Origin of the sequence: Caballeronia sp. Sq4a (assembly GCF_023170545.1) — a bacterium.
Lineage (GTDB): Bacteria > Pseudomonadota > Gammaproteobacteria > Burkholderiales > Burkholderiaceae > Caballeronia.
Window position 1 is genome coordinate 1,158,203 of the sequence record NZ_CP084251.1, and the last position, 19,213, is coordinate 1,177,415.

The 19,213-nt window shown below is 65.9% G+C and carries 18 protein-coding genes; 5 read left to right on the forward strand and 13 right to left on the reverse strand.

Translation table 11 applies throughout. From position 1 onward, the window contains the following. The first annotated feature begins 10 nt into the window (after positions 1-10). Complete coding sequence (hpnH, locus tag LDZ24_RS19345; protein WP_248322809.1) at positions 11-1,165, forward strand: adenosyl-hopene transferase HpnH; 1,155 nt, start codon at positions 11-13, stop codon at positions 1,163-1,165. Positions 1,166-1,234: 69 nt separating this feature from the next. Here hpnH and LDZ24_RS19350 read toward each other — a convergent pair whose 3' ends face one another. The 4 genes from LDZ24_RS19350 to LDZ24_RS19365 all read right to left on the reverse strand — a co-directional run bounded on the left by LDZ24_RS19350 (position 1,235) and on the right by LDZ24_RS19365 (position 4,313). Further along, entirely contained in the window at positions 1,235-1,630 is a 396-nt protein-coding gene (locus LDZ24_RS19350; RefSeq protein ID WP_244850324.1) for a type II toxin-antitoxin system VapC family toxin, read from the reverse strand. Next, positions 1,627-1,866, reverse strand: a complete 240-nt coding sequence (locus LDZ24_RS19355) for a type II toxin-antitoxin system Phd/YefM family antitoxin (RefSeq protein WP_175942317.1) — start codon at positions 1,864-1,866, stop codon at positions 1,627-1,629. The genes LDZ24_RS19350 and LDZ24_RS19355 overlap by 4 nt, the downstream gene beginning before the upstream one ends. Positions 1,867-2,009: 143 nt before the next feature. Continuing rightward, positions 2,010-2,204, reverse strand: coding sequence for a YbdD/YjiX family protein (locus LDZ24_RS19360; RefSeq protein ID WP_086967065.1), 195 nt, complete (start codon positions 2,202-2,204; stop codon positions 2,010-2,012). 24 nt (positions 2,205-2,228) lie between these two features. Continuing rightward, entirely contained in the window at positions 2,229-4,313 is a 2,085-nt protein-coding gene (locus tag LDZ24_RS19365) for a carbon starvation CstA family protein (protein ID WP_248322810.1), read from the reverse strand. A gap of 160 nt (positions 4,314-4,473) precedes the next feature. Between LDZ24_RS19365 and LDZ24_RS19370 the strand changes: the two genes are divergently transcribed. Together LDZ24_RS19370 and LDZ24_RS19375 are read left to right on the forward strand one after the other, a co-directional pair. After that, positions 4,474-5,886, forward strand: coding sequence for a cache domain-containing protein (locus tag LDZ24_RS19370; protein WP_248322812.1), 1,413 nt, complete (start codon positions 4,474-4,476; stop codon positions 5,884-5,886). Continuing rightward, entirely contained in the window at positions 5,876-6,514 is a 639-nt protein-coding gene (locus LDZ24_RS19375) for a response regulator transcription factor (protein WP_248322813.1), read from the forward strand. The genes LDZ24_RS19370 and LDZ24_RS19375 overlap by 11 nt, the downstream gene beginning before the upstream one ends. Position 6,515: 1 nt before the next feature. Here LDZ24_RS19375 and LDZ24_RS19380 read toward each other — a convergent pair whose 3' ends face one another. Then, positions 6,516-7,133, reverse strand: a complete 618-nt coding sequence (locus LDZ24_RS19380) for a phospholipid-binding protein MlaC (protein WP_244849638.1) — start codon at positions 7,131-7,133, stop codon at positions 6,516-6,518. 263 nt (positions 7,134-7,396) lie between these two features. On the opposite strand from LDZ24_RS19380, the gene LDZ24_RS19385 reads away from it, so the two are divergent. Next, entirely contained in the window at positions 7,397-10,054 is a 2,658-nt protein-coding gene (locus LDZ24_RS19385; protein ID WP_248322815.1) for an MMPL family transporter, read from the forward strand. After that, the gene (locus tag LDZ24_RS19390) at positions 10,051-11,028 is read left to right on the forward strand and encodes an MlaA family lipoprotein (protein WP_371747441.1); all 978 of its coding nucleotides are present in this window, start codon (positions 10,051-10,053) and stop codon (positions 11,026-11,028) included. The genes LDZ24_RS19385 and LDZ24_RS19390 overlap by 4 nt, the downstream gene beginning before the upstream one ends. Before the next feature lie 55 nt (positions 11,029-11,083). On the opposite strand, the gene LDZ24_RS19395 is transcribed toward LDZ24_RS19390, so the two are convergent. From LDZ24_RS19395 to LDZ24_RS19430, 8 genes are all read right to left on the reverse strand, one after another. Further along, a complete protein-coding gene (locus tag LDZ24_RS19395; protein WP_248322816.1) occupies positions 11,084-11,557 on the reverse strand; it encodes an acyl-CoA thioesterase in 474 nt (157 codons plus the stop codon). Between the two features lie 120 nt (positions 11,558-11,677). Then, positions 11,678-12,409 carry a phosphorylase gene (locus tag LDZ24_RS19400; RefSeq protein ID WP_371747442.1) on the reverse strand — a complete coding sequence of 244 codons (732 nt, stop codon included), beginning with the start codon at positions 12,407-12,409 and terminating at the stop codon, positions 11,678-11,680. Then, positions 12,406-14,385 (reverse strand): squalene--hopene cyclase, encoded by a 1,980-nt coding sequence (gene shc / locus LDZ24_RS19405; RefSeq protein ID WP_248322817.1) that lies wholly within the window; start codon positions 14,383-14,385, stop codon positions 12,406-12,408. The genes LDZ24_RS19400 and shc overlap by 4 nt, the downstream gene beginning before the upstream one ends. Beyond that, positions 14,385-15,671 carry a hydroxysqualene dehydroxylase HpnE gene (gene hpnE / locus LDZ24_RS19410; RefSeq protein ID WP_248322818.1) on the reverse strand — a complete coding sequence of 429 codons (1,287 nt, stop codon included), beginning with the start codon at positions 15,669-15,671 and terminating at the stop codon, positions 14,385-14,387. The genes shc and hpnE overlap by 1 nt, the downstream gene beginning before the upstream one ends. Then, a complete protein-coding gene (gene hpnD / locus LDZ24_RS19415; protein ID WP_248322819.1) occupies positions 15,671-16,519 on the reverse strand; it encodes a presqualene diphosphate synthase HpnD in 849 nt (282 codons plus the stop codon). Before hpnD ends, hpnE begins: the two co-directional genes overlap by 1 nt. Before the next feature lie 213 nt (positions 16,520-16,732). Beyond that, positions 16,733-17,674 carry a GGDEF domain-containing protein gene (locus LDZ24_RS19420; RefSeq protein ID WP_248322820.1) on the reverse strand — a complete coding sequence of 314 codons (942 nt, stop codon included), beginning with the start codon at positions 17,672-17,674 and terminating at the stop codon, positions 16,733-16,735. Positions 17,675-17,686: 12 nt separating this feature from the next. Then, positions 17,687-18,310: a chemotaxis protein CheC gene (locus LDZ24_RS19425; RefSeq protein WP_175940774.1), complete on the reverse strand. Its 624-nt coding sequence runs from the start codon at positions 18,308-18,310 to the stop codon at positions 17,687-17,689. Beyond that, complete coding sequence (locus LDZ24_RS19430; RefSeq protein ID WP_175940775.1) at positions 18,303-18,671, reverse strand: response regulator; 369 nt, start codon at positions 18,669-18,671, stop codon at positions 18,303-18,305. The genes LDZ24_RS19425 and LDZ24_RS19430 overlap by 8 nt, the downstream gene beginning before the upstream one ends. Positions 18,672-19,213 lie beyond the last annotated feature (542 nt).

Sequence of the window (19,213 nt, forward strand, 5' to 3'; positions counted from 1 at the left end):
AGGACGCAAATTGTCTATTCCGATGCTCCAGAAGGTCCGCGTTGGCGCGTACATCGCCCGCCAGCATTTTTCGCGCAACAAGCGTTATCCGCTCGCGCTCATGCTGGAACCGCTGTTCCGCTGCAATCTGGCGTGTAACGGCTGCGGCAAGATCGACTATCCGGACCCGATCCTGAACCAGCGCCTGTCGCTGGAAGAGTGCCTCGGCGCCGTCGACGAGTGCGGCGCGCCGGTCGTCTCCATTGCGGGCGGCGAGCCGCTTCTGCATAAGGAAATGCCGCAGATCGTGAAGGGCATCATCGCGCGCAAGAAGTTCGTGTATCTCTGCACGAACGCGCTGCTGATGGAAAAGAAGATGGACGATTACCAGCCGAGCCCGTACTTTGTCTGGTCCGTTCACCTCGACGGCGATCAGGCCATGCACGACCATTCGGTTTCGCAGGACGGCGTGTACGAGAAGGCCACCAAAGCGATCCGCGAAGCGAAGCGCCGCGGCTTCCGCGTGAACATCAACTGCACGCTGTTCAACGATGCCGATCCGGAACGCGTCGCGAAGTTCTTCGACACGCTCGGACCGATGGGCGTGGACGGCATCACGGTGTCGCCCGGCTATGCGTACGAGCGCGCGCCGGACCAGCAGCACTTCCTGAATCGCGACAAGACCAAGACGCTCTTCCGCGAAATCTTCAAGCGCGGCAACAACGGCAAGAACTGGTCGTTCAGCCAGTCGGCGATGTTCCTCGACTTCCTCGCCGGCAACCAGACGTATCAATGCACGCCGTGGGGCAACCCGGCGCGCACGGTGTTCGGCTGGCAGCGTCCGTGCTATCTGCTCGGCGAAGGTTACGCAAAGACCTTCAAGGAACTGATGGAAACGACCGAGTGGGAGAAGTACGGCACGGGCAACTACGAGAAGTGCGCGGACTGCATGGTCCACAGTGGCTTCGAGGCGACCGCCGTGATGGACACGGTCGCGCATCCGCTGAAGGCGCTGGGCGTGTCGATGCGCGGGCCGCGCACGGAAGGCGCTTACGCGAAGGAACTGCCGATCGACCAGCAGCGTCCGGCCGAATACGTGTTCTCGAAGCACGTTGAGATCAAGCTCGAAGAGATCGGGCGCGCGCAGAAGAACAAGTCGTCGAAGACGGCTGCGGCGGCGCACTGAGCTTTCGTTGAAGGTTGAGATGTGCGAAGGGCGGATGGCTTGCGGGCCGTTCGCCCTTTTTCTTTGCGGCTACCAGATCGTCTTGACGTGCTCGTACTCGCGGATTAGCCGATCCCGCGTCACGATAGGCGCCGCGAGCGCACGCGCCGTCGCGACGATCAGGCGATCCGCCGGGTCGTTGTGAAACTCGCCCGGCAAGTCGATCGACCTGATGGCGATGCTGCTATCCACGGGCATGAACCGCACCGCGTCGATCCGACTGACCTTCTCGATCCAGTCGCCGACATCCATCGACAGTCCTATCTTGCCGCGCCGCACGAGCAGCGCAATCTCCCACGCCGAGATGGTGGAGACGACGATCTCGCCGCGTTCGCCCGATTCCTTCTCGATTGCCGCGCGCGCCTGCTTGCTGAGCGCGCCTCCGCTCACCCACCAGAGCAGCGTATGCGTGTCCAGCACGATCACCGATACGCCTCCCAATCGTCCTCGCCGATCGGCTCGAACGCGTCTTCGCAAAACAGCACGCTGCCCCGCAATTCCTGCAGCGGCGTGAGTGCCGAGTTGTCATACCGCCGCACCTCGAGCACGGGCTTTCCATGGTCCGTCACGATCATGCTTTCTCCTGTCGATTCGACGAGCCGGAAGTATTCGAGCGCCTTTGCCTTGAACTCCGATTTCGAAACTCGCTTGTGAGACATGATATCGACCCTGGTCACGTGACGGTAGTCATTTTAGCCTCGTCCGAATGGAATAGGCAAAACGGACATTGTTCGAAGTCCAAATGAAAACGCGACGGCTCGCGCCGTCGCGTCTTCAGTCACCGGTCTCCGCAATCAGTCACGCTTCAACAACACTTCCCCGCGCCCGATCCGTACCGCGCCTCCTGCCGCTCGCGGAAAAACTCCGCGTATGTCATTACGGGTTTGTCGGGATGCGTCGTCTGCATGTGCGTGACGTACGCATCGTAATCAGGCATGCCGACCATCAGGCGCATCGCCTGGCCGAGATACCGCCCTGCTTGCCGAAGATCGCTGAACATGGCCGACTCCCTGGGTTCTCGTGCTCAATGACCCGAGCGCACTGCCGCGCCGCCGCCCGTGGGCATCGGCTCGAACGGCGTTTCGCGCACCGTCGGCCGCGCCTCGCGGCGCGCGCGCAGCACGACCAGCACGGCATACACCGCGATGCTCACCACGACGAACATGAAGAGCCCGGACAGCGCGGCATCGATGTAATCGTTGAAGATGATGCGCTGCATCTCCGGCAGCGACTTCGCCGGCGCCATCACCTTGCCTGCTTCGAACGCGTCGCGCAGCTTGCCGGCATGCGCGAGGAAGCCGACCTTCGGGTTCGCGTCGAAGATCTTCTGCCAGCCGGCAGTCAGCGTACAGATGAGCAGCCACACCGTCGGCACGATCGTCACCCACGCGAAACGCTCGCGCTTCATCTTGAACAGCACGACGGTGCCGAGCGTCAGCGCGATCCCCGCGAGCATCTGGTTCGAGATGCCGAAGAGCGGCCAGAGCGTATTGATGCCGCCGAACGGATCGACCACGCCCTGATACAGGAAGTAACCCCACGCCGCAACGCACAACCCGGTCGCGACGAGATTGGCCACGAGCGATTCCGTGCGGCGCAGCGCCGGGTGGAACGTGCCGAGCAGGTCTTGCAGCATGAAGCGTCCGGCGCGCGTGCCGGCGTCGACCGCGGTCAGAATGAAGAGCGCTTCGAAGAGAATCGCGAAGTGATACCAGAACGCCATCATCGCCGGGCCGCCAATCACGCGATGCAGAATCTCCGCCATGCCGACTGCCAGCGTCGGCGCGCCGCCCGCCCGCGCGACGATGGTGGTTTCGCCAACGGCCTTCGCCGTCGAGGTGAGCATGTCCGGCGTCAGCGTGAAGCCCCACGACGTGACCGTCTGCGCGACAGCGTCCGGCGTCGTGCCGAGCAGCGCGGCCGGGCTGTTCATCGCGAAGTAGACGCCCGGCTCGATCACGCAGGCGGCGACGAGCGCCATGATTGCGACGAACGACTCCATCAGCATCGCGCCGTAGCCGATGAAACGCATGTTCACTTCGTTGTCGATCATCTTGGGCGTGGTGCCCGACGAGATCAGCGCGTGGAAGCCGGACACCGCGCCGCACGCGATCGTGATGAAGAGGAACGGGAACAGGTTGCCCGCCCAGACGGGACCCGAGCCGTCGACGAACTTCGTGAAAGCGGGCATCTTCAGTTCGGGCGCGACGATCAGGATGCCGATCGCGAGGCCGAGAATCGTGCCGATCTTGAGGAACGTGGACAGATAATCGCGCGGCGCGAGCAGCAGCCACACCGGCAGCACCGACGCGACGAAGCCGTAGCCGATCAGAATCCACGTCAGTTGAACGCCCGTGAACGTGAAGAGCGGCGCGAGCGTCGGCGATTGCGCGACCTGTCCGCCGTAGGTGATCGCGAGCATCAGCAGCACGAAGCCGATAATCGACACTTCACCGATGCGCCCCGGACGAATGAAGCGCGTATAGACGCCCATGAAGAGCGCAATCGGAATGGTCGCGGCGACGGTGAACGTGCCCCACGGCGAATTCGTCAGCGCTTTCACGACGATCAGCGCGAGCACCGCGAGAATGATCACCATGATGAGGAACGCGCCGAAGAGCGCGATCACGCCGGGCACGGTGCCCAGTTCCATCTTGATGAGATCGCCGAGCGAGCGGCCGTCGCGGCGTGTGGAAATGAACAGCACGACGAAATCCTGCACCGCGCCCGCGAACACGACGCCCGCCAGAATCCACAGCATGCCGGGCGTGTAGCCCATCTGCGCGGCCAGCACCGGACCGACGAGCGGACCCGCGCCCGCAATCGCCGCGAAATGGTGGCCGAACAGAACGTATTTGTTGGTCGGCACGTAATCGAGGCCGTCGTTGTGACGCACGGCCGGCGTCATGCGCAAGCCGTCGAGCTTCAACACCGTGCCGGCGATGAAGCGCGAATAGAATCGATACGCGATGAGATAAACGCAGACCGCCGCGATGACGATCCATAGTGCGCTGACCCGCTCGCCGTGCGCGAGCGCGATGGTGCCGAAAGCGAACGCGCCCAGGAGCGCGAGCGCGATCCAGACCAGGAATCCGGAAGCCCGATTCATGGTGTCTCCTATTTTGGTAAGTCTTGGATGTCCGCCCGCGCGGCTCGCGCCGTGGAGCGCCTCGGGCGTGTAGTATTCGCCTTCGTCCCGGACCTCACAACCGGACAACTACGTACGCTCGCTACGCGAAACTACGTAGAGCATCGAACGTTCCAGCGTCATGAACCTGAAAGCCAAGATTGTTTTGCTGGCGATCGTGCCGTTCGCGCTCGCCATCGGCGGTATCGAATATGGCGTGCGCCATCAGGCGACCTCGCTCGCCCGCGCTCAGCACGCGACGCTCCAAACGGCGTACATGTCCAGCAAGGAAGTCGAGTTGCGGCATTACGTCGAACTGGCGCAGAGCGCCATCGCGCCGTATTACGACGCGCCGCCCGGCGATCCGCGCAGCGACGACGAACGCCGCCAGCTTGCGCTGGATACGCTGCATCGTCTGGACTTCGGGCCCGACGGCTACTTTTTCGTCTACACGATGCGCGGCAAGTCGCTGATGCATCCGCGCCAGCCGGATCTCGTCGGACGAGACTTGTGGACCATGCGCGATCCGGCGGGTGAACTCACCATTCAGCAGTTGATCCGGGAAGCGTCGAAGGGCGGCGGCTACGTGCGCTATGTGTGGCAGCGGCCGTCCACCGGCCAGCTCGCGCCGAAGCTCGGCTACGTGGTGCCGCTCGAACGCTGGGGCTGGATGATCGGCACCGGCATCTATCTGGAGGACGTGGAGACGGCGCTCACGCGCATCGACGGCCAGGCCGCAGCGAACATCGACAGAACGGTGATGTGGATCGGCGGAATCGCGCTCGCGGCACTCGGCGTGATCGCGTTGTGCGGCGCGGTGCTCAATATCAGCGAGCATCGCAGCGCGGATGCCAAGCTCAAGCGCCTCGCGCGGCAGGTGGTGGAATCACAGGAGCACGAACGGGCGCGGCTCTCGCGCGAATTGCACGACGGCATCAGCCAGATGCTGGTGTCGGTCAAGCTGTTGCTGGAATCGGCGCTCGCGCGCTTTGAACGGTCGCCCACGCGCGAAGCCGCCGCCGAGGCTGCGCTCTCCACTGGCCTCGGGCGTCTGGCCGCGACCTTGCGCGAAGTGCGCCGCATCTCGCACGCGCTGCGCCCGACGATGCTCGACGACCTCGGCCTCGCGGCCGCGCTGGAGCAGCTTGCCCGCGAAATGGACGGGCAGGACGGCATCGAAGTGCGCTTCGAACGGACGGCGGACGGCAAACCGCCGGCGTTGCCCGATCCGGTGAATACGGTGCTTTTTCGCATCGCGCAGGAAGCGCTGAACAACATCGCGCGACACGCGCACGCGAGCCGGGCGACGCTCGCGCTCGATATCGCGCCGAACGGCGTGCGGCTCGTCGTCAGCGACAATGGCCGCGGTTTCGATGCGCAATCCGCGCTGGCCGATCCGGCGAGCGGTCTCGGCCTGCGCAACATGCGCGAGCGGCTGGACACGCTCGGCGGCACGCTTTCCATCCAGTCGCAACTGGGCCGCACGTCGATCACGGCACACGTGCCGTTGCCGCTCGCCGCCCCGAATCTGCAAGGACTTTCCGATGACGCCTGAACCCGCCCGACTGCTGCTCGTCGACGATCATCCGCTCGTGCGCGATGGCCTGCGCGCGCGGCTCGAAGCCGTCCCGCGTCTCTCTGTCACCGGCGAAGCGGGCAACGGCCACGATGCGCTCGCGCTCGCCGCCGACGAAACCACGCGCCCCGACCTCGTGCTGATGGACGTCGGCATGGCGGGCATGAGCGGCATCGAACTGGCCGCGCGGTTCCACGAACGCTTCCCGGCTATCCGCGTGCTGATGCTTTCGATGCACGACAACATCGAGTACGTGACGCAAGCCGTCCGCGCGGGCGCGAGCGGCTACGTGCTCAAGGATTCGCCCGCTGCCGAGATCATTCAGGCGATCGACGCCGTGCTCGCCGGCAAGACCTTCTTCAGCGCGGGGCTCGCGGCCCGCATGATTCAGGCGCAGGCCATGCAAACGCCGCTGGAACGCCTGACGCCGCGCGAGCGCGATATTCTCGACGCGCTCGCGCAAGGCTTGTCGAGCAAGCAGATTGCAACGCAGCATGGCTTGTCGGTGCGCACGGTGGAAACGCACCGGCTGAATCTGAAGCGCAAGCTCGCCATCGACGGGCAGGCGGAACTGATCAAGTTCGCCGTGGAAAACCGGCGCGGCTAGGTCAGCCGGCCGAACGCGCGTTATGCTCGGCCAGGTATTTGATCAGCCCGTCCACGCCGCCCTTCTGAAGCTGACCGGCGAACTGCTGCTGATAGACCTGGATGAGCCACGCGCCCATCATGTCGATGTCGTAGATCTTCCAGCCCTGCGCCGTCTTGCCGAGGCGATAGCGCACCGGGTTGTCGCCACCCGTCGAGACGACGTGCGATTCAACCACCGCGTCTTTCGCGCTCGCGTCGACGTTCGGCGGGTCGAAGCGGAAGGTCACGTCCTGGTCCCGCAGTTGCGCGAGCGAAGCCGCATACGTATGCACGAGCAGCGTCTGGAACTGGTCGTAAAGCTGCTTTTGCTGCTCGGGCGTGGCGCTGGCCCACGCCTTGCCCAATGCAATGCGCGTGGTGCGCTGAAAGTCGGTAGCGGGCAGGAAGCGCGCTTGCACGAGTTGCGTGATCTTCGCCATGTCGCCGCCGCGCGCTTGCGGGTCGGCCTTCATCGCGTTGACGGTGCCTTCGACTGCACTTTTGACGACGGCCTCCGGGCTCGTTTGGGCGACCGCCGCGCCGGAAAACGACAGCGTGGCGAGGAGAAAAGCGAAGCAGACAGACAGATAGCGTTTCATGGCAACCGTTCTCTAATGATCCAATTGTTCGGCGCGGACTCGTCAGGCCGTCGAGCCAGTATATCGACAGACCAGCGGGCCGACAGTTCACTGCCGCCCGACCGCGCCGTCTCCACCGGTATACTTGCGCGGCATCAACCGCCGTCGTTGGACTCGCGGTTCGGCCGCCGATGCGAAAGCCGGCGCGCGAACGCGGCAGCGTCACTACGCGGCTCGCAATATGCGGTCCGCGAAAATAACAGGTCACACCAGGTAGCGTCTTCATGCTGACGTCCAACATTACCCGCTTCGTCACGCTCGCCATTCGCCGGCCGGCGTGGATTATCGCCGCTTCCATTCTGCTCGGCATCCTCTCCACGATTTATGTCGTTCACCACTTCAAGATCAGCACCGACGTCAGCCAGCTGATCGAAAACGAGCCGGAATGGGCTGCGCGCGGCGACGCCATCGAGAAAGCCTTTCCGCAGCGCGGCGCCACGCTGCTGATCGTGCTCGAAGCGCCCGCCGCCGAATTCGCCGATGCCGCCGCGAACGAACTCGCCGCCGCGCTCGCCAAAGAGCCGGACCGCTTCAAGTCGATCTCGCAGCCGGAAGGCGGCGAATTTTTCGCGCACAACGGCTTGCTCTATCTGCCGACCGACAAGGTCGATCAGGTCACGAAGCAGCTGGTTCAGGCGCGCCCGCTCATCAACACGCTGGCGCACGACCCCACGCTCACGGGCCTCGCGCAGACGCTGAACACGACACTCAATGTGCCGTTGATGCTCGGTCAGGTCAATCTCGGCCAAATGGCCAATCTGCTTGGCCGCAGCGCGACCGTGCTGGACCGCGTGCTGGCGAACCAGCCCGCCGCGTTCTCATGGCGCGATGTCGCCACTCCGGGCGCCGACGGCCCTGGCCGCGCCTTTATCACCGTGTTGCCGCAACTCAATTTCAGCGCGTTGAAAGCGGCCGCCGGCACATCCAACGAAATCCGCGCGGTGGCCGCGAAGCTCGGCCTCGACAAGAAATACGGCGCGACGCTGCATTTGACCGGCGCGCAACCGCTCGCCGACGAGGAATTCGCCTCCGTGCAGGACGGCGCGGCGCTCAACGGCGCGCTCACTTTCCTCGTCGTGCTGATGATTCTCTGGGTCGCGCTGCGCTCGAAGCGCATGATTCTCGCGGTGTTCATCACGCTCTTCGTCGGGCTCTCGGTGACGGCGGCGCTCGGCCTCATGATGGTCCACGCGCTCAACATGATCTCGGTGGCGTTCATGGTGCTTTTCGTCGGGCTCGGCGTGGACTTCGGCATTCAGTTCGGCGTGAAGTATCGCGAGGAGCGGCATCGGCACAAGCGGCTCGATGTCTCTCTCGCGGAAACCGCCCGGCACGTCGCCGTGCCGCTCACGCTTGCCGCGACGGCCACCGCCGCGAGCTTCTTCTCGTTCTTGCCGACCGCCTATCGCGGCGTGTCGGAACTGGGGCTGATCGCGGGCGTCGGCATGTTCGTCGCGTACGTGACCAACATGACGCTCCTGCCCGCGCTCATCAAAGTGTTCGCGCCGCCGGGCGAGGCGAAAGCGCCCGGTTTCCCGATGCTCGCGCCCGTCGACGAATTCCTCGACCGGAATCGCAAGCCGGTGTTGATCGGCACGCTCGTCGTCGTGATCGGCGCCCTGCCGCTGCTCACGCACTTGCGCTTCGACTTCAATCCGCTGCATCTGAAAGACCCGCACACCGAGTCGATGGCGACGCTCATCTCGCTCAAGGACTCGCCCGAAGCCGCGGTGAATGACGTCGCCGTGCTCGCGCCGTCGCTCGCGGACGCGGACCGCATCGCGGCGAAGCTCGACAAGCTGCCCGAAGTGGAACGCGCGACCACGCTGTCGTCGCTCATTCCCGCCGATCAGCCGGCAAAGCTCAAGCTGATCCAGGCCGCCGCCGATCAACTGCTGCCCGCGCTGAATCAGCCGGTGGCGTCGCCGGTGACGGACGCGGTGCGGGTCGCGACGCTCAAGCGCGTGTCGAATCAGCTTTCGCTCGCCGCCGACGAGCATCCCGGCCAGGGCGCGCCGGAAGCGAAGCATTTGTCGGCGACGCTCGCGAAGCTCGCGCAAGCCGACGCCGCCACGCGCGACCGCGCCGAGCACGCGATGGCCGAGCCGCTGCGCCTCGCGCTCGCGCAGCTTCGCGCGTTGTTGCAGCCGACCGAAATCACCCGCGCGACGCTGCCCCCCGCGATGGTCGAGTCGTGGGTGACGCCGGGCGGTCAGGCGCTCGTGAACGTGTCGCCGAAAGCGCCGCCGGGCGTCGATCCGAACGACGACACGCTGCTCGCGCATTTCGCGGATGCCGTGCAGCGCGTCGAGCCGAACGCCATCGGCGGACCGATTTCCGTGCGCCATTCGGCCGAGGTCATCATCACCGCGTTCGAGCATGCCGCGTTGTATTCGCTCATCGCCATCACGGTGCTGCTGTGGCTCGCGCTGCGTCGTTTCGGCGACGTTCTGCGAACTTTGGTACCGTTGCTCGTTTCGGCGATCGTGACGCTGGAGTTGTGCGTCGTCTTCCGCATGCCGCTCAACTTCGCGAATATCATCGCGTTGCCGCTCATGCTGGGCGTCGGCGTCGCGTTCAAGATCTATTTCGTGATGGCGTGGCGGCAAGGACAGACGCGCCTTCTCCAGTCGAGCCTCACGCACGCCGTGATGTTCAGCGCGGCCACCACCGCGACGGCTTTCGGCAGTCTCTGGTTCTCGCATCATCCGGGCACGTCGAGCATGGGGCGGCTTCTGGCGCTGTCGCTTCTGTGCACGCTGATCGGCGCCGTGGTGTTTCAGCCCGTGCTGATGGGCAAACCGCGCAAGGTGCGCGCGGCGGACCGCGCGAGGCTGCGCGCGAGCCAGCGGCATGACAATCTAAGAGGAATTGAAGAATGAGAATGGCTCCAGCGGCGCCTGCCGCTGCCGCGCTTCGCAAGCTGGCGACGAGTTTCGCCGTCGCGGGCGCGCTTTTGATGGCTGGATGCGCGACGGGTCCGGACCGCAATCCGCACGATCCGCTCGAACCGATGAACCGGACCATCTTCAAGTTCAACGACACGGTCGACAATTACGTGGCGCGTCCCGTCGCGCAGTTCTACGTCAACTGGACGCCGAGTCCGTTCCGCACGGCGGTCAGCAATTTCTTCTCGAATCTAGGCGATTTCAGCAACTTCGCGAACAACCTGCTGCAACTGAAGATCACGGACGCCACGCAGGATTTGATGCGCATCGCGATGAATTCGGTGTTCGGCATCGGCGGGCTGATCGACATTGCATCGCCTGCGGGCTTGCCCAAGCATCATCAGGACTTCGGCCTGACGCTCGGCCATTACGGCGTGCCGTCGGGGCCGTACGTCGTGCTGCCGCTGCTCGGCCCGAGTTCGGTGCGCGATTCGACGACATGGCTCGTCGACTGGCGGGTGAATCCGGTCAGCTATGCGGACTCGGAGATTCGCTGGCCGCTGTATGGCGTGAACTTCGTGAGCGCGCGCGCGGACCTGCTCGGCGCGACCGATCTGCTCTCGCAAGCCGCGCTCGACAAATACGCGTTCGTGCGCGACGCCTACACGCAGCGCCGCCAATATTTGCTGACGGGCGGCTCGTCGGCGTCGCTGCCCGATTACGGCGACGAAGGCGCGAGCGCGCCTGAAGGAGCAAGCTCGCCCGAAGGAGCGAGCGCGCCGGGCAGCAGCAGCCAGGAGCAAGGTCTGCCGAATTACGTCGATCCGGGCGCGGCGGCATCGCCTGCGGGCGGCGTGGGCCCGAAATCGCCGGCGCCGGGAGCGGGCGAGTCGAACACCGCGCCGTCGCCGAGTTCCAGCAAGTCGCAGGGCCTGCCTCAGTATCAGGATCCGGCGGAAAGCAAATAAGCCGCTGCCGGCAGTGCTGCAAAGAAAAACGGGCGCTCATGCGCCCGTTCCTGTCTCAATGCGCCGCTTCGGTGGTTTCTTCGCGGCCGATATCATCGGTCGATGCTTTCGGCGCTTCCACCGCGCGTTGGTCGCGTCGGTACGCTTCGAACAACTCGTCCGCATAGCGAATCTGCGTGCGGCCGTGCGGCGCCGGTTCGCCCTGTTCGTTCAGGTTGACGAACACCATCTTCTCGACGGTCAGAATGCTCTTGCGCGTGATCTTGTTGCGCACTTCGGCGCGCAGCGTGATCGACGTGCGTCCGAAATGCGTCGCCGCAATGCCCAGCTCGATGATGTCGCCCTGCCGCGCCGAGCTGACGAAGTTGATCTCCGACATGAACTTGGTCACGACGCGCTGGTTGCCCAGTTGCGAGATGGCGTAGATGGCGGCTTCCTCGTCGATCCAGCGCAGCAGGCTGCCGCCGAACAACGTGCCGTTAGGGTTGAGGTCTTCGGGCTTGACCCATTTGCGAGTGTGAAAATTCATGGTGCGCTTCCTCTTACGTTCCTGCGATGACCGCGTACCTCACGCAGCCAACCTAGGGTTTTCCCTGATTATAACCAAGCCGAGGGTTAACCCGCAGAAAGCAAGACCGCGCGAACGAGACTAGTCGAAGGAAAGCGCCCGCGCTTTCTCCATCGCATGGCGCGCGTGGACGAGCGTCGCGCGGGCGGCGCGCGCATCGCCTGCGAGCCGCAGCAGCGCGCCCAATTGCGACGGCTGACGCGCGAGTTCACGCAGGATCGGACCGATAGCGGTGGTGCCGTCATCGCGCAAGCCGGCCGTCGCGGCGGGCGGGAGCGTGCGCCACGCCGGATCGACGACCGCGCGACACACCGCGAACGGCAAGCCGCGCGCCGTCGCGATGGCGCCCGCGATATGCGACTCCATGTCGACCGCGAGCGCGCCCGTCGACGAATGCAGCGACCGCTTGTCGGACTCGCTCGTGACGGGCGCGGCGACGGCAGCCATCGGGCCGCAGCGCGTGATGCGCGCGAGCGGCGAGCCGCCGAAAGCCTCGACGATGCGCGCGGACCACGCGGCATCGGTCGGCAAGGTGCCGAACGGGCCCGACACGCTCTCTGCGACGATCAATGTTCCCGGCTCCAGATCCGGCGCAAGGCCGCCTGCCGTGCCGAAGCTGATAATGCCCGCGCAGCCGCGCGCCACGGCATCGGACAACGCGCGTTCGAGCCAGTCCGATCGCGCGGCGAACACGGCATCCACGCCGCGCCCGCGCGCGATCTTCGCCTCGAACGCCATGCCCGTCACCGCGACGACCGGCGCGCCGACCAGAGGACGCGAAAGCGCGGCCGAGCGTGCGTCGCGCGCGTTCACATGCCCGCCGTCACGCGCGTTTCGCCTTCGCGCGTCAGGTTGCGGTATCGCGCGAGCGCCCACAACGGGAAGAACTTGCGATAGCCGTGATAGCGCAGATAGAAAACGCGCGGAAAGCCCGTCGCGGTGAAGCGCGTTTCGTCCCAGAGGCCGTGCGCCTGCTGCGTCCTGATCAGATACTCGATGCCCCGCGCGACCGCCGGATGTTCGACGAGCCCCGCCGCCATCAGCCCGAGCAGCGCCCACGCCGTCTGCGACGCGGTGCTCGGCGCCTGTTCGTAGCCGCGATAGTCGAGCTTGTAGCTCTCGCCGTCCTCGCCCCAGCCGCCGTCCGCGTTCTGAATGCCGATGAGCCATTCCGCGCCGCGCTTCATGCGCGAATCCGTTGGCGCGACGCCCGCCGCGTTCAGCGCGCACAGCGCCGACCACGTGCCGTACACGTAGTTCATGCCCCAGCGCCCGTACCAGCTTCCGTCGCGCTCCTGATGCTTCACGATGTAATCGAACGCGCGGCGCGCCGGCTCGCTGTTCGCGGGCGTTTCGCCGAGTTGCGCGAGCATCGAAAGACAGCGGGCGGATACGTCGACGGTCGGCGGATCGAGCAGCGCGCCGTGGTCGGAGAACGGGATGTTGTTCAGGTAATACTGCGTGTTTTCCGGTTCGAACGCGCCCCAGCCGCCGTCGCTGCTCTGCATGCCGACGACCCATTCGCGCGCGCGGGAAATCGCCTCGTCGAACATGGGCGTGCCGTTCTCGCGGCCAGCGCGCTCCATCGCCATCGCGACGACGGCGGTGTCATCGACATCCGGATAGTGCGGGTTCGCGAACTGAAACGCCCAGCCGCCCGGCCGCACGTTCGGACGGCGCGAAATCCAGTCGCCGCGCACGTCGAGAATCTGCAACGGACGCAGCCATTCGAGCCCGCGCGCGACGGCGGCGCGCGCCTTCGGCATGCCGGTTTCGAGCAACGCGTGCGCCGCGAGCGACGTGTCCCAAACGGGCGACAGACACGGCTGGCAGTACGCCTCGCCGTCGTCCGCTTCGTCGATGACGAGCAGCTTGTCGACCGACTTGCGCGCGATCGCGCGGTTCGGATGCTCGGGCGGATAGCCGAGCACGTCGTACATCATCACGGCGTTCGCCATGGCCGGGAAGATGGCGCCGAGGCCGTCTTCGCCATTCAGCCGCTCGTCGACGAAGCGCACCGCCTCCGCGATCGCGCGCTCGCGGCCGGCTTTCGGGAACGCGCTGTCGGTTGCGCGCAGCACGGTATCGACCATGCGGAAGAAGGTGAACCAGCCGCGGCTCTGATGCCCCGCGCGCTCCGGCATGCCGGTGTTCACGGGCGCGTCGGTGAACACTTCGTCGATGCGCACGCCACGCGGATTGCGCGCCACCGGCCGCTTGGCGTTCAGCACGAGCAGCGGCACGATCACCGTGCGCGCCCAGTACGACACCTTCGACAGGTGGAACGGAAACCACATCGGCAGCCGCATGATTTCGACGGGCATCATCGGCACCGCGCGCCACGACACTACGCCGAAGAGCGCCAGCAAAATGCGCGTGAAGACGTTGACCTTTTCCGCGCCGCCCGCCGCGAGAATGGCGCGGCGCGCGCGCTGCATGTGCTCGGCATCGGGCGAATCGCCGATCATCTTCAGCGCGAAGTACGCCTTCACGGTCGCGGAGACGTCCATCGCGCCGTCCGTGAAAAGCGGCCAGCCGCCGTCTGCGCGCTGAATGCGGCGCAGATAGCGGCCGATCTTCGCTTCCAGCTTGTCGTCAGCCGTCTCGCCGAGGTAATGCACGAGCAGCACGTATTCAGCCGGAATCGTTGCGTCGGCTTCGAGTTCGTAGAGCCAATAGCCTTCGGGAAACTGCGCCGCGAGCAGCGCGTCGGTGGCGTGGGTGACGGCGTGGTCCAGCGCGGCATTCGACGCCGGCGCGCCCACGGCCGACAGGGATAAATCGTTCATCAGCGTTCCATCGATGGGTTCAACAGCGCATCCGCGGCCTTCTGGCCGGAGCGGATCGCGCCTTCGATCGTCGCGGGGAGGTCTGTTGCCGTCCAGTCGCCCGCGAGCGTGAGATTGGGCCAGCGCGTGCGCGTCGCGGCCCGCAAGCCTTCCTGCGAGGGCACCGCCGCGAAGGTCGCGCGTTCTTCCGCGATGACCTGCCACGGCGGCATCGGCACGGGCGGCAGGCGCACGGCTTTCGCCACGTCGCGCCAGGCAGCCGCCGCGATCTCCTCGTGCGGCGTCGATAGCAGCCGATCCGCGCTGACGATGGTCGCCGTGAGCCGGCCATCGCCTGCGCAGAGCCAGTCCGCCGCGCCGTTCACGAAGAACGTCAGCCGCTCGGCGCCGATCGAACCGATCGGCGCATCCACCGCGAAGTGCACGGTGACGATCGCGCGGAATTCGTCCGGCGCGACGATTTCCGGCACCAGCGCGCGCGCCGCGTCGGGCGGCACCGCGAGCACGACGCCATCGCCCGGTCCGAGCGCGACTGGCTCGCCCGCGCCCTCGAAAGCGAGCGAGCTTACCCGTTCCTTCGAATCCGTGCCCGAAAAGCCGATGTTGGTCGCCCGCGCGCCGAGCCGGATGTCCGCGCCGCCGTACTGCAAGAGCCGCAGCGCGGGCTCGACGAACGCATGCGCCACGCCGTTCTTCGCGATGAGCGGCCGGCACGCCTGGCCGCCCGCCGCCAGCGTTTCGCGCAGCAGATGCGACGCGACTGTCGCGCTCGCTTCCGCCGGGTCGGCATTCAGCAGCGTGCGCAACAGCGGTCGCGCGAGCCGCTCCCACACGCGGCCGCGCGCGCGCATCGACTCCTCGACGGTGCGCCCCGGCTTGCCGAAAAAGAGCGGCAGCATGGGCAGATAGTCGGCGGGCTGCGTGCCGGGCAGACGCGCCTCGGCGTCGAAGATCCAGCGCGGCAGGCGTCCCGGCGTCATGCGGATGGTCCACGCCTGGCCGCTCGCGGCATCGAAAAAAGGATAGTCGGGCTGCGTCGGGCCGCTGATGCCATCCGCGGAACTGATCGCGCGCAGAAAGCCGAGCGTGGCGTGATCGCCCGAGAGCAGCAGATGACAGCCGTTATCGACCGTCATGCCGAGTTTCGCGTCGAAGTACGAGCGGCTGCGGCCGCCTGCGCGAGACGCCGATTCGTGGAGGACGACGCGCGCTCCGCGCCGCTGCGCCTGCACCGCGGCGGCGAGACCGGCGAGGCCGGCCCCGACGACGTGTACGAGCCGGGACATCAGAGAAGATTGCGCGCGACGATCCAGAGCAGGCGCGCACGCGGCGTGCGCACGCGCGTGCGCGGCAGGTCGAAGCCGCGTTTCAGGTTCGCCTCGAGCACGGCGCGATACGCCGCCGACATGATGCGCGGCGCGCGCACTTCCTGGCGCGGCGATGCCGCCATGATCGCGTCGGACTGCGCGTAGTGGCCCTTCGCGCGCTCGGCCAGCACCGCGCACACGCGCGGCAGCCGCGCATCGCCGACGATCGCCGCCGGGTTGCTCGTCGCGATGCCTTCGCGCGCGAGCAGTTCGCGCGGCAGATAGACGCGGCCGATGGCGGCGTCTTCGTCGATATCGCGCAGGATGTTGGTGAGTTGCAGCGCGCGCCCGAGGTGATGCGCGAGCCGCCGGCCCGCGTCTTCCTGCATCCCGAAGATTCTCACCGACAGCCGCCCGACCGCGCTCGCGACGCGGTCGCAGTACAGGTCGAGCGTGGCTTCGTCGGGCGCGACGATGTCGCCGGCGGCGTCCATCGCCATGCCGTCGATCACGGCGTGGAAGTCGTCGCGGGACAGATGGAAAGCGTGAATGTGGCGGGTGAGCGCTTCGAGGGAGCGCTTCGGCGCGCCGCGATAGCAGGCGTCGATGTCCTCGCGCCAGCCTTCCAGCGCGAGCGCGCGTTCGCGGCGCGGCAACGCGCCTTCGTCGGCGATGTCGTCCACCGCGCGGCAGAAGGCGTAGATCTGGTACATCGCGTCCCGCTGCGCAGCCGGAAGGATGCGCATGGCGAGATAGAACGAACTGCCCGACGATGCCTTCGCGGCCTCGGTGGTGGATTCGTCGGCGATGAAATTGGAAACGGCCAAGACGGACTCCGCTGTGGCGCCCCCAAGGGCAAATTAAGAGATCGGGCGCCGGTTCCGACGGTCCCGTCGAGCGCGCGGAACGACGTGGCGCTGAAGAGGGAATGACCGAAGGAGACGGCCGGCGCGCGCCGGCTGCGAACTGCGCCGGAAGCGGCTAGGAGTATACCAATGATTCGGCCCGATTGCGCCTTGCGGCGGCGCGCGTGGCCGCGATCAGGCGAAGCCGACCGAGCGGTTGCGCCCTTCGCGCTTCGCCACGTACAGCGCGGCGTCGGCTTCGTTGATGAGCGCCTCGTAAGACGACGTCACCTCGCGCCGCGCGCACGCCACGCCGACACTCGCCGTCACCGGCACGCGCGCGCCCTGCACGTCGATAGGCGTTTCGCAGATGGAGTGGCGCACTTTCTCCGCGACGATCATCGCGTCGTCGAAGTTCGTGCACGGCAGAAGCAGCGCGAATTCCTCGCCGCCGAAGCGCCCGAACACGTCCTGCACGCGCACGGTCGCCGCAACCCGCTCGGCCATCACGCGCAGCACCGTGTCGCCGACCAGATGGCCGAGTTCGTCGTTGATGCGCTTGAAGTGGTCCAGATCGAACAGCAGCATCGACAGATCGCCGCCGTAGCGTTGCCAGCGCGAGAATTCGTCGCGAATGCGCAGTTCGAAATAGCGCCGGTTCGCGATGCCCGTCAGGCCGTCGCGGTCGGCGAATTCCTGCAGCTTGGCCACGGCTTCGTCGCGGGCGCGCTGCATCATGCTCGCGTGGGTGGCATCGGAAATGGTCACGCAGACGGCGCGCACTTCGCGCTCGTGCGTGAGCGGCATGAACGTGCAGTCCTGCTGCATGAAGTCGACGCCGCCGGTGATCGGCCGGTCGTGATCGAACTTGAAGAGATACGGCCGCTGCTCCCACGAACTGAACGCGAAGCTGCCGAGCTGAAACACGCTCTCGACCTTGCGCGTGAGCCACACGCGCGGCAGTTCAGGAAAGCTCGCGAAAATCGACTTGCCCGTCACCTGCTCGGCCGTCTTGCCGCTGTGGTCCGCCATGAAGCGGTTCCACATGAGCACGTTCAGATCGCGGTCGAGCACGAAAATGCCGAAGCCGACGCGCTCGATCACCAGTTCACTCAGCACATGCCGCAGTTCTTCCATATCGGCGCGGCGTCAGAAGCTGGAAAGCAGCGCGTCGAGCGCCTCGTTCAGATGCGCAATGGCGTCTTCGGCCATCAGCATCACCAGATGCGCGCGGAAGCTGTGATCCTCCAGCGCGAAGTTGACTTCGAGCAGCAGCGCTGTCTTCCACGCGAGCATCGCGGGCTGGAAGACTTCTTCCAGCGCGAGTTCCGCGCCGAGCATGCCGGGCGGCGAGAAGATCGGCGCGCGGCCGAGCCGGTCCAGAATGCACGACACGCACGCGCCGATCAGCACCGTCGCCACGTCGAAAACGAGTTCCGTGCGCGTCGTCGCTTCATAGGTGGACTTGGTGTAGGGATCGTCGACGAGCGCGCAGAGGTCATCGACGCTGCCGCTCTTGCACAGCACGATCGCCTCGCCCTTGATGTCCGAGCGAAAGCCTTGGCGCACGGCGGTCACGGCGTCGGTGATGCCGGTCATCTCGCGCAGCGCGGCGGACGCTTCGGACACGTTCACCACGCGCACGCGCGGCACCGACAGTTCGATGAACGTGCCGAGCAGCTTCGACAGGCGCGTGGCGGCCTGGCCCATCGCCATGTTGGCGACTTCCTGCAGCGCGTCGCGCTGGTCTTCGTTGAGGGCGGGTTCAACCATGGAGACCGTACTCCTTCAAAACGGGACGCAGCGCTTCGGGCGTCACGGGCTTCGGCAGGAACGCAATGGCTCCGAGCGCGCGCACGCGTTCCTGCGCGAGCGGTTGCACGTCGGCGGAAACGACGATCACGAACGTATTCAGGTCTTCATGCTGAAGCGCGTCGAGGACCTGATAGCCGGTCATGTCCGGCATCGTCAAATCGAGAAACATGACGGATGCGCGGCCCGCGCGATACAACTCGAGCGCCTCGCGTCCATTCGTCGCGTAGGAGATATCGACGTCCCAGTCCGCGGGCAGTGCGCGCGTCAACACCTTGCGCGCGAGCAGGGAATCATCGGCAATGACAATCGGCAAAGGCATGGTCGGTCGAATCGGTGGGCGTTCGTGGCGGACGGGAAGCACGGCCTACACGGCATGCTCTCGTAGGCGTTTACGGCGCGACTGCGGAGTTCTTTAGGGAGACAGGCGGCGCGTTCGTCGCCAGCCGCCGACGGCGGGCCAAAGCGAATGCGAAAGCGCCCAAGCGGCGCGGCTTTGCGGCGCGATTGAACGGTACGCGGCGAGCGCGTACCCAAGCGTCTGGTTCGGCGTCATGTTGCCTTGCCCCGTGCGTCGTCCGGGCGGCGAGCCGCGCCGGACCTTGGCCTTTTGTTCTGTTGCCCGCCCGCGCGGCGCGCAAGCGAGCTATTTGTGTCCCACGTCCGCTCTGACGGCAGATTGATCGGAAGATTGCATTGTCGGCTTCGATGCGTGCAAAAGCAACTCGGCGGTGCTCGGGTCGGGGATTTTCATACTCATCTTTCGGTCGGCACGAGAAAATGCTTTTTCGACTGCGGCTACGCGAATTGTCCGCTGCTTCGCTGTACGTTTGCGCTACGGATTTTTTCGCTAACTATGCACCG